The sequence below is a fragment of the Nocardia concava NBRC 100430 genome (assembly GCF_000308815.1).
GTDB lineage: Bacteria > Actinomycetota > Actinomycetes > Mycobacteriales > Mycobacteriaceae > Nocardia > Nocardia concava.
Genome location: NZ_BAFX01000205.1, coordinates 109894 through 117407 on the forward strand (window position 1 = coordinate 109894; position 7514 = coordinate 117407).

The 7514-nt window shown below is 66.1% G+C and carries 7 protein-coding genes; 3 read left to right on the forward strand and 4 right to left on the reverse strand.

All coding sequences use genetic code 11. From position 1 onward, the window contains the following. The first annotated feature begins 2 nt into the window (after positions 1 to 2). On the forward strand, positions 3 to 221 hold the full coding sequence (gene infA / locus ON43_RS41455) for a translation initiation factor IF-1 (protein WP_218003535.1): 219 nt from the start codon (positions 3 to 5) through the stop codon (positions 219 to 221). A gap of 34 nt (positions 222 to 255) precedes the next feature. On the opposite strand, the gene ON43_RS41460 is transcribed toward infA, so the two are convergent. The 4 genes from ON43_RS41460 to ON43_RS41475 all read right to left on the reverse strand — a co-directional run bounded on the left by ON43_RS41460 (position 256) and on the right by ON43_RS41475 (position 5344). After that, positions 256 to 1116, reverse strand: a complete 861-nt coding sequence (locus ON43_RS41460) for an amidohydrolase family protein (protein WP_040816536.1) — start codon at positions 1114 to 1116, stop codon at positions 256 to 258. A gap of 12 nt (positions 1117 to 1128) precedes the next feature. Further along, positions 1129 to 1866, reverse strand: a complete 738-nt coding sequence (locus ON43_RS41465; RefSeq protein ID WP_040816538.1) for an SDR family NAD(P)-dependent oxidoreductase — start codon at positions 1864 to 1866, stop codon at positions 1129 to 1131. A gap of 139 nt (positions 1867 to 2005) precedes the next feature. Beyond that, positions 2006 to 3325, reverse strand: a complete 1320-nt coding sequence (locus ON43_RS41470; RefSeq protein WP_040816541.1) for a glutamate-1-semialdehyde 2,1-aminomutase — start codon at positions 3323 to 3325, stop codon at positions 2006 to 2008. Positions 3326 to 3868: 543 nt separating this feature from the next. Beyond that, positions 3869 to 5344, reverse strand: coding sequence for an HNH endonuclease signature motif containing protein (locus tag ON43_RS41475; RefSeq protein WP_051180217.1), 1476 nt, complete (start codon positions 5342 to 5344; stop codon positions 3869 to 3871). A gap of 116 nt (positions 5345 to 5460) precedes the next feature. Here ON43_RS41475 and ON43_RS41480 point away from each other — a divergent pair, with 116 nt between their 5' ends. Further along, complete coding sequence (locus ON43_RS41480; RefSeq protein WP_040816543.1) at positions 5461 to 6000, forward strand: dihydrofolate reductase family protein; 540 nt, start codon at positions 5461 to 5463, stop codon at positions 5998 to 6000. Between the two features lie 72 nt (positions 6001 to 6072). After that, positions 6073 to 7514: serine/threonine-protein kinase (locus ON43_RS43285; RefSeq protein WP_245569094.1), on the forward strand; the 1442-nt coding region annotated here is incomplete at its 3' end.

Below are 7514 nucleotides of genomic sequence, written 5' to 3' on the forward strand. Positions count from 1 at the left end.
ATATGAAGAGCAAAGGAATCGAAATCGAGGGCACCGTCGTCGACTGTCTTCGCAATGCCACCTTCACCGTGGAGTTGGCGAACGGCCACCAGGTGCTCGCCCATATCAGCGGCAAGATCAGGAAGAATTACATCAAGATCGTGCCGCAGGATCGAGTCCTGGTGGAGTTGAGTCCGTACGACCTCACGCGGGGGCGAATTCTGTTCCGGTACAGGAACTGACGGCGTTCGCGGTAGGCGGCCGGCTGCCGGTCGCCTACCGCGGGCGGTAGGTGTCGAGGGCGTTGGTGCGGTAGAAGAAGTCGGCTTCCTGGTCGGTGGCGTCGGTGGTGACGATCTTGTCGATGGTGGAAACCAGCTCCGGGTAGGTGCCCGCCATCGAGTCGACCGGCATGTTGGAGGCGAACATCAACCGCCGCCAACCCCACAGGGAGACACTGGATTCCAGCCAGTACTCCAGGCTCGGCCAGGTCAGGTCCCGGCAGATCAGGCCGAAACCGGAGAGCTTGCACAGCCATTGGGTTTCCTTGGCCGCCAGGGAGATGGCGTTGTGCCAGGCGGTGCGGGCGTCGGAGGAGTGGCCCTGGGGGAAGCCGAGGTGTTCGAGGACCACGCGCAGGTTGGGGTAGCCGGCGAGGAAGTCGATCCAGTCGAGGATTTCGGCGGGCTTGGCGACGAGGTCGAAGACGGCGTCGTGGTCCTGGAGCCAGCCGGCGATCACGTCGGCGGCCGGGGTGTTGGGGGACAGGCCCGCGAAAACCCTTACGCCGCGGAAGCGTTCGGTGCGGGCCTGCTCGTCGAGATGATCGATCAGATCGGACTTGGGCAGGCTCGGATCGACCGCGCCGACAAGGGCGAACGGACGCGGGTCGGCCTCGGCAATGCCGTCCACCCAACGGGTTTCGGCCAGATAGGTGTGCGGCGCGGTGGTGGCGGACACGTGCACCAGCCCCGACACCTCGATCCCGTCGAGTCCTCGGTCGAAGTCGTTCAGCAGGAAGTTGTCCGCGATCTCGGGCTTACCGGCCTCGACGAATCTCGCCAGACCCGGGTACCAGTCGTGGGCGCTGGTGTCCCACAGATGCATGTGGGCGTCGACGATGGGCTTGGTGGGCATGTTGGCAAACTCCTACTGCATCGTTATGCCGCCGCTGACGCTGATCAGCTGGCCGGTGACGTAGCTGGCTTCCGGGCTCGCCAGCCATGCGATGAGGGAGGCTACTTCGTCCGGTCGACCCAAGCGTTTGAGGGGGATGGCTTTTTCGAGGGCGGCGAGGTTCTCACGGTGATCGGCCATGGTGTGTGCGACCATTCGGCCCTCGAGCGGGCCGGGACAGACCACGTTGACGGTGACACTGTGACGAGCCACTTCCCGCGCGAGGGATTTGGCGAACCCGAACAGCCCGGATTTCGATGCGGCGTAAACGGTTTCGCCGGAGGCCCCGGCCCGAGCACCGTCGGAGGCCACGAACACGACCCGCGCGGACTCGGCATCGAACATGCCCGGCAGTAGCAGCTGCGTGAGCCGCATGGGCCCGCGCAGATTCACCTGGAACATGAGATCCCAGGCCATCGTCCCGGTGTCCAGGAACGGCTCCACCATCGCCACCCCCGCGCAGTGCACGACCGTCGACACCCGCCCCGCAACCGTCCGAGCAGTCGCTTCGATGCTCTCCTCGGAGGTCAGATCCAGCTCCAGCGCAACGGCTCGAGCCCCCAACTCCGCCACGCACCCGCGAGCGGCCTCCGCATCGACGTCGGCGACCCACACCGCCCGCCCTGCCGCCAAGAGCCGCCGCACCACCGCCCGTCCAACGTCCCCCGCACCACCGGTCACCAGCACGCCGGACACGCCGCCACCACCCACTGCCTCACCTGATTCCGCTGTCCATGAAACCCATCGGATTCAATGAATAGTCGGTCCGAGAGCATTGCGCGACACATTGTCCGCGATCTGGCACAGAATCGTCCTGGCAAACCAGACGATCACGACACGCGAGGCCCGCTCACTCCTCGATGCGCCGCGGTGCGGCCGTGCGCCGCAAGGCCGGAGCGACTGGTCGGCCGCTAAGAAACCCGTCGGTGGTGCCCTGCTCCAGCGCCTTGCGATAGGTCTCGGCCGCCGCCTGACAGGCATTGATGGTGTGATCGATATCCGCATCGGTATGCGCGGCAGAGTTTACGAACGACTGACCCAGCACACCGTGATCCAGCAACTCCTGCAGGAACAGCGTCCGATAAGGCTGGGAGGGAACACCTTCGGGATCCCGGGTGAGGAACACCAGACACGAGGCACGCCCAGCTACCTCGAGCCGATCCCCGATCCCCAGATCCGCCGCAATGGCATTCACGCCCGCCGCCAGCCGCCGCCCAGACTCCTCCATGCGGGCAATCGGATCCGAGTCACGGTAGGCCTCGACCACCGCGCGGAACGCCGCCAGCGAGGCGGTCTCGGGCCCGTGGGTGGTGGACAGCAGAAACACCCGATCCGCATCGGTACGCAGCCCACCCAGTTCCATGAACTCCCGCTTCCCCGCCAGCGCCGAGAGCGGAAACCCGTTGGCCATGGCCTTACCCCAGCAGGAGAGATCCGGCACGACCCCGTAGATCCGCTGCGCACCACCGGCGGACCACCGGAATCCCGTGATCATCTCATCGAACACGAGCAGCGCACCGAACCGATCACACAGCGCCCGAACCCCTTCGAGAAATCCCGGCGCGGGTTCCGCCAGCGCCGTGGCCTGTTCGAGAAACACACACGCGATCTCGTTGTCGCGCAACACCGTTTCCAACGACTCCAGATCGTTGTACCGAAACCGAACCGTAGACACCGCCGGAATCCCCGCGCTCATCTCGGTCATCCCGATGAACCAGTCATCCACGGAGAAAAACGGCTGATCACACACGGCCACGGTCTCCCGCCCCGTAGCCGCCCGCGCCAAACGCACCGCCGCCGTAGTGGTATCCGACCCGTTCTTGGCGAACTTCACCATGTCCGCCCCCGGCACCAGACTCAAAAAGTCCTCGGCAGCAAGCAGTTCCAACTCGGTAGGCCGAGAGAAGTTCACCCCACCCGCGATGACCCGCGCCACTGCGTCCACCACCGGCCGATACCCATGGCCCAACGTCACCGACCGCAACCCCATGCCGTACTCGACATACTCGTTGCCGTCCACATCCCACACCCGAGCGCCGTCGCCGCGCGCCAGGATCGGAGCCATATCCTCCGGGTACTGATCCGCGCCCCGCGCGTAGGTATGCGCCCCACCCGGCACTACCTCGTGCAATCGGGCCTGAATCGCATTACTGCGCTGGTAATCACGCATGCCGCCCCACCTCCACGGCGCAAGTCTATAGGGCGGAAAAGATAAAAGCGGAAGAGAGAAAAGCGGAAGAGCCAAAAGACAAAAGAGGCCAGGAGGAGGGGTGGGGAGGGGGCTGGGTTGGGCACCCTGGTGGCGGGACCAGCCTCCTCGAGGCTCGGGCGCGCAGCGGCCCGGGGAAGAACACTCAAAGACGCCCGTCGCGTGTCCGATTCGCCCGGTTGCTGTCATCGAGCGGCACATTTTGGAGGCGGGATTAGGGAGGAACCGGACAAAGGCCCTCCAGGATGTGCCGCTCGGTGAAAGAGGAGGGTGGGAGGGGATGGCGGGCGGGGGTTTTGGGTGTTTTGGTCTTGTGAAGGTGATGCGTGCAGTCTGTGGGCTGGGATCGGTGGGTGGCGGCTCCCGGCCTGGCGTCAGCCCCGGTGCGGTAGGGCAGGCGGCGCAACCACGCTTCCCCGTGCTCTGCGCACGCCAGCCCCACACGAGCATTCGTGAGGGAAGCAACCCACGGGGCCCCACCTGTTGGTGAGGCTGCCACGTGAATTAGGGACGTAACCCGCACCGGACCGCCGGGCGCTTGCGCGTCCGTTGCCGAATCCCGGTGAGCGAGGCCGCTTTCAACTCCCCGGCATGGTGACGGTCATTCACCTGCGGAGTCTGGGTCGGGTCGATCGAGGCAGGCGCGATCCAGCCGATCCGCCCGGCGTGCTCAGATTCCGGTGGCATCACCACCGTTTTCCACTTGTCCGGACCCTCCCCGATCAGGGAGTGGCAGGAATCGCAAGCCAGAGTCAAGTTTTCGATGTCAGTAGGGCCGCCCTTGGCCCAGTCGGTGACGTGATGGACCGCGCAGAGGGTGGCGGGGGCGTCGCAGCCGGGGCGGGTGCAGCCACGCTCGGTCGCGATCAACGCCCGCCGCTGGTCGGCGTTGGCGAGACGGTGGGCCTTGGAGTGCCCGAAATGCAGTGGGCGACCGGCATGGTCGAAAATCGCCAGGAACGGGCGCGACTGCTGCGCGAGCAGCAAAGCCTCTTCCATCGGGACCGTCCCACCGGAGGCGGTGGTCGCCACACCCGCGGCGGCCTCCACTTCAGCGAGGGACATGGTGATGATCGTGGAGACCGGCAGCCCGCGGTGTTGGCCGAGGTTGGCCGGACCCATCTCCGGGCGCAGCAGCGCGATCAACGCGTCGTGCTGGCGCTGGGCGGTGGTGCGGGTGTCGCGGCGTGCGGCGGCGGCCAGGGTGTCGGGGTGGATTCCCTTGGCGCGCTGCGGGCTCTGCGGGTCGTCGGGGTTGCACATGCCGGGCTGGGCCAGGTCGGCGAAGATCGGATCCAACAGGGCACGCGCGGCCGGGGTGAGTTCGCCGGTGATGGTGCTCATGCCGTCCACGCCCTGTTTGCCCAGGATGATCCCGCGCCGGGCTTGGCGGTCGTCTTCACGAGTGAGCGAGCCGTCGGGGTCGAGGTAGCCCAGGATCCGGTCCCCGATCTTGGGCAAGTCGTCGGGGGTGGAGCGGGTGGCGAAGTGCGCCAACTCCATTTCCGCCTTGCCCACCAACTCCGGGTGGGTCTTGCCCGGGATGCGGCGCATGATCTTCACGATCCGACGCGCGTGATCCGGCGACAGCAGACCCTGTTCCTGCGCGGCCGCGACCCACGCCAGCATCGGTTCCAGCACCTGCCCGGTGACCTGGCGTTCGCCGAGGTATTCCGCGGCGTGCACGCGCGCACCGGCCTCGGCATGGCCGAGGCGCAGGGCTTGTTCGAGGTATTTGCCGGTGTGGTTCTTCCACCCGGCCTTCTCCGGCAGATTGCGGTTACGCACTTCGCCGACGATGCGGTGATCGATCGCGGCCATGGCACGCTTGCGGGTCTCGTATTCCTGCATGAATTCGACGAATTCGTCATCGGAGAATCCGCCGAAAGACTGGGTGAGCAGGGTGTCGGTGATCTGCGACAGCAGCGCGATCGCGTCGGCGATCGTGCCGTTGTCGAGAATCCCTTCACCGCTGGTCATGACACTATTTTACGCTTCTCGATCATGCTTTCGAACCGAATTATCAAGTGATATAAGGGTTTTCACTAATCTCTAACCTTCGATGAATTCTCCCCTCCCAGACCGTCCATACCTTCATGACGAAAGTTCTGTGGCACATCACCATGTCCTTGGACGGCTTCATCGCGCCGATGGACGACTCCACCGAGTGGATGTTCGGGTACGGCGCGGCCGGGCCGATCGGGTTGGAGACGATGAAGCGGACGGGGGCGGTACTGTCCGGCCGTCGCGGCTACGACCTGGGCAATCGGGCCGGGGAGGGTGAGCGGAAGCTGTACGGCGGCATGTGGTCCGGGCCGATGTTCGTGCTCACTCACCGGCCGCACGAGGTGCCGGAGGATCCTGAGGTTAGGTTTCTTTCCGGCGGCGTCGCGGACGCGGTGGCCACCGCTGTGGCTGCGGCGGGTGAGGGTGATGTCGGCGTCTTCGGGGCAGATCTGGCCCGGCAGTGTCTCGAGGCGGGGCTGGTGGACGAGATTGTGGTGCACATGGTCCCGGTGCTGCTCGGTAGCGGCGTCCGCCTTTTCGACAGTGCGGTAGCGGTTCGGCTGCGCAAGACCTACTGCGGGGATTCCGGTCAGATCACCGATTTCCGGTTCGAGGTGGTTCGCGATTAACGCCGGAGCCGCGTTGCTGGATTCTGGGATACGGTGATCGGCGAGCATGACGTGGTCGGAGGTAGGCAGGCTGTGGGGAGGACACTCGCGCAGGGGCAGGTATTCGCGGGGTATACCGTGGAGCGGCTGCTCGGCGTGGGCGGGATGGGGGAGGTGTATCTCGCCCGGGACAAGGATTTGCCGCGGCCTGTCGCGTTGAAGCTGCTGGCTGCCGGGAAGGCCGATGATCCGGAGGTCCGGGCGCGGTTTCTGCGGGAGGCGGATACGGCTGCGCGGCTTTCGCATCCGAATATCGTGGCCGTCTATGCGCGGGGGAATGACGAGCATCGGCTGTGGATGGCCATGCAGTATGTCGAGGGCACCGATGTTTCGGCGGTACTGCGGGATGGGCAGGTGCGGCCCGATCACGCGGTTCGGATTATCGGGGAGACCGCGCGGGCCTTGGATTTCGCGCATCGGGCCGGTGTGCTGCATCGGGACGTGAAACCGGCGAACATCCTCCTGGCGTGGGGTCCGGACCAGCGGGTTTATCTGGCCGACTTCGGAATCGCGAAGGCGGTGGACCACACCAGTGCGCTGACCCGCACCGGCGAGATGTACGCGAGTTTCCAGTACGCCGCACCCGAGCAGTTCGAACTGCGCACCGATACCGATCACCGCGCGGACGTCTACGCGCTGGGCTGCACCCTGTTCCACATGCTCACGGGCGAATTGCCGTACCCGGGGGAGTCGACCGCGCAATTGGTGGCCGCGCACCTCGGTGCCTCGATCCCACGGCCGAGTCAGGTGAATCCCGGCGTGCCCGCGGCTTTCGATCACGTCATCGAACGCGCCCTGGCCAAGAACCGGGACCAGCGCTACGGCAGCTGCGGTGAGCTGGCGGCCGCCGCCGCACAAGCGCTCGCGGCCGGGTCGGGATCGATCGGGCCGAGGTATCACCAGAGCGGCCCCGCCCAGCCGATCAGCGGACCGCTGAATGTCCCTGCGCCACACCCGTACGCGGCCCTCGATCCGAGTCGCTTCACCGGAGCCACCACCAAACCCAGCATGCCGACGCAATCCGGAATGCTGCCCACCCAGGTCAACCCGCAGCGGTATCCCGCCACGACCGGCCCCGGCCCGCGCCCGGTCGACGCCGCGCCCACCGAGCTCGCGAAACAGAAGTCTCCGCCGCCCCACCGCGGCCGCAAACGCCTGATCGCCGCCTTCGTCGTGGTGCTCGTCGTGGCCGGCGGTGTCGGCGCCGGATTCGGTACCGGCGCAATCCACTTCGGGGCCGGTAAGACGAGCAACTCGAGCGCCCAGCCGCCGGTCGCCACGGGCGAGATCTCCAAGGATGCCGCCACCAAGGCTGCCTGCGACTACGGGCAGCTGATGGAGACCTACGACTACAGCAACGGCGACGCCTGGCAGGCCAAGGTGGAGGCCGGGGCGACCGGAAGCTGGAAGAGCACCCTGCAAACCTTGCTGCCCATGCTGCGGTTGATGCTGGAATCCGGTACCCACACCCGATC

What these genes read in the sequence shown, in the direction of transcription:
- infA (WP_218003535.1), top strand. Translation starts at nt 3, where the DNA reads ATGAAGAGCAAAGGAATCGAAATCGAGGGCACCGTCGTCGACTGTCTT.
- ON43_RS41460 (WP_040816536.1), bottom strand. Translation starts at nt 1,116, where the DNA reads ATGCCCACCAAGCCCATCGTCGACGCCCACATGCATCTGTGGGACACC.
- ON43_RS41470 (WP_040816541.1), bottom strand. Translation starts at nt 3,325, where the DNA reads ATGCGTGATTACCAGCGCAGTAATGCGATTCAGGCCCGATTGCACGAG.
- ON43_RS41475 (WP_051180217.1), bottom strand. Translation starts at nt 5,344, where the DNA reads ATGACCAGCGGTGAAGGGATTCTCGACAACGGCACGATCGCCGACGCG.
- ON43_RS41480 (WP_040816543.1), top strand. Translation starts at nt 5,461, where the DNA reads ATGACGAAAGTTCTGTGGCACATCACCATGTCCTTGGACGGCTTCATC.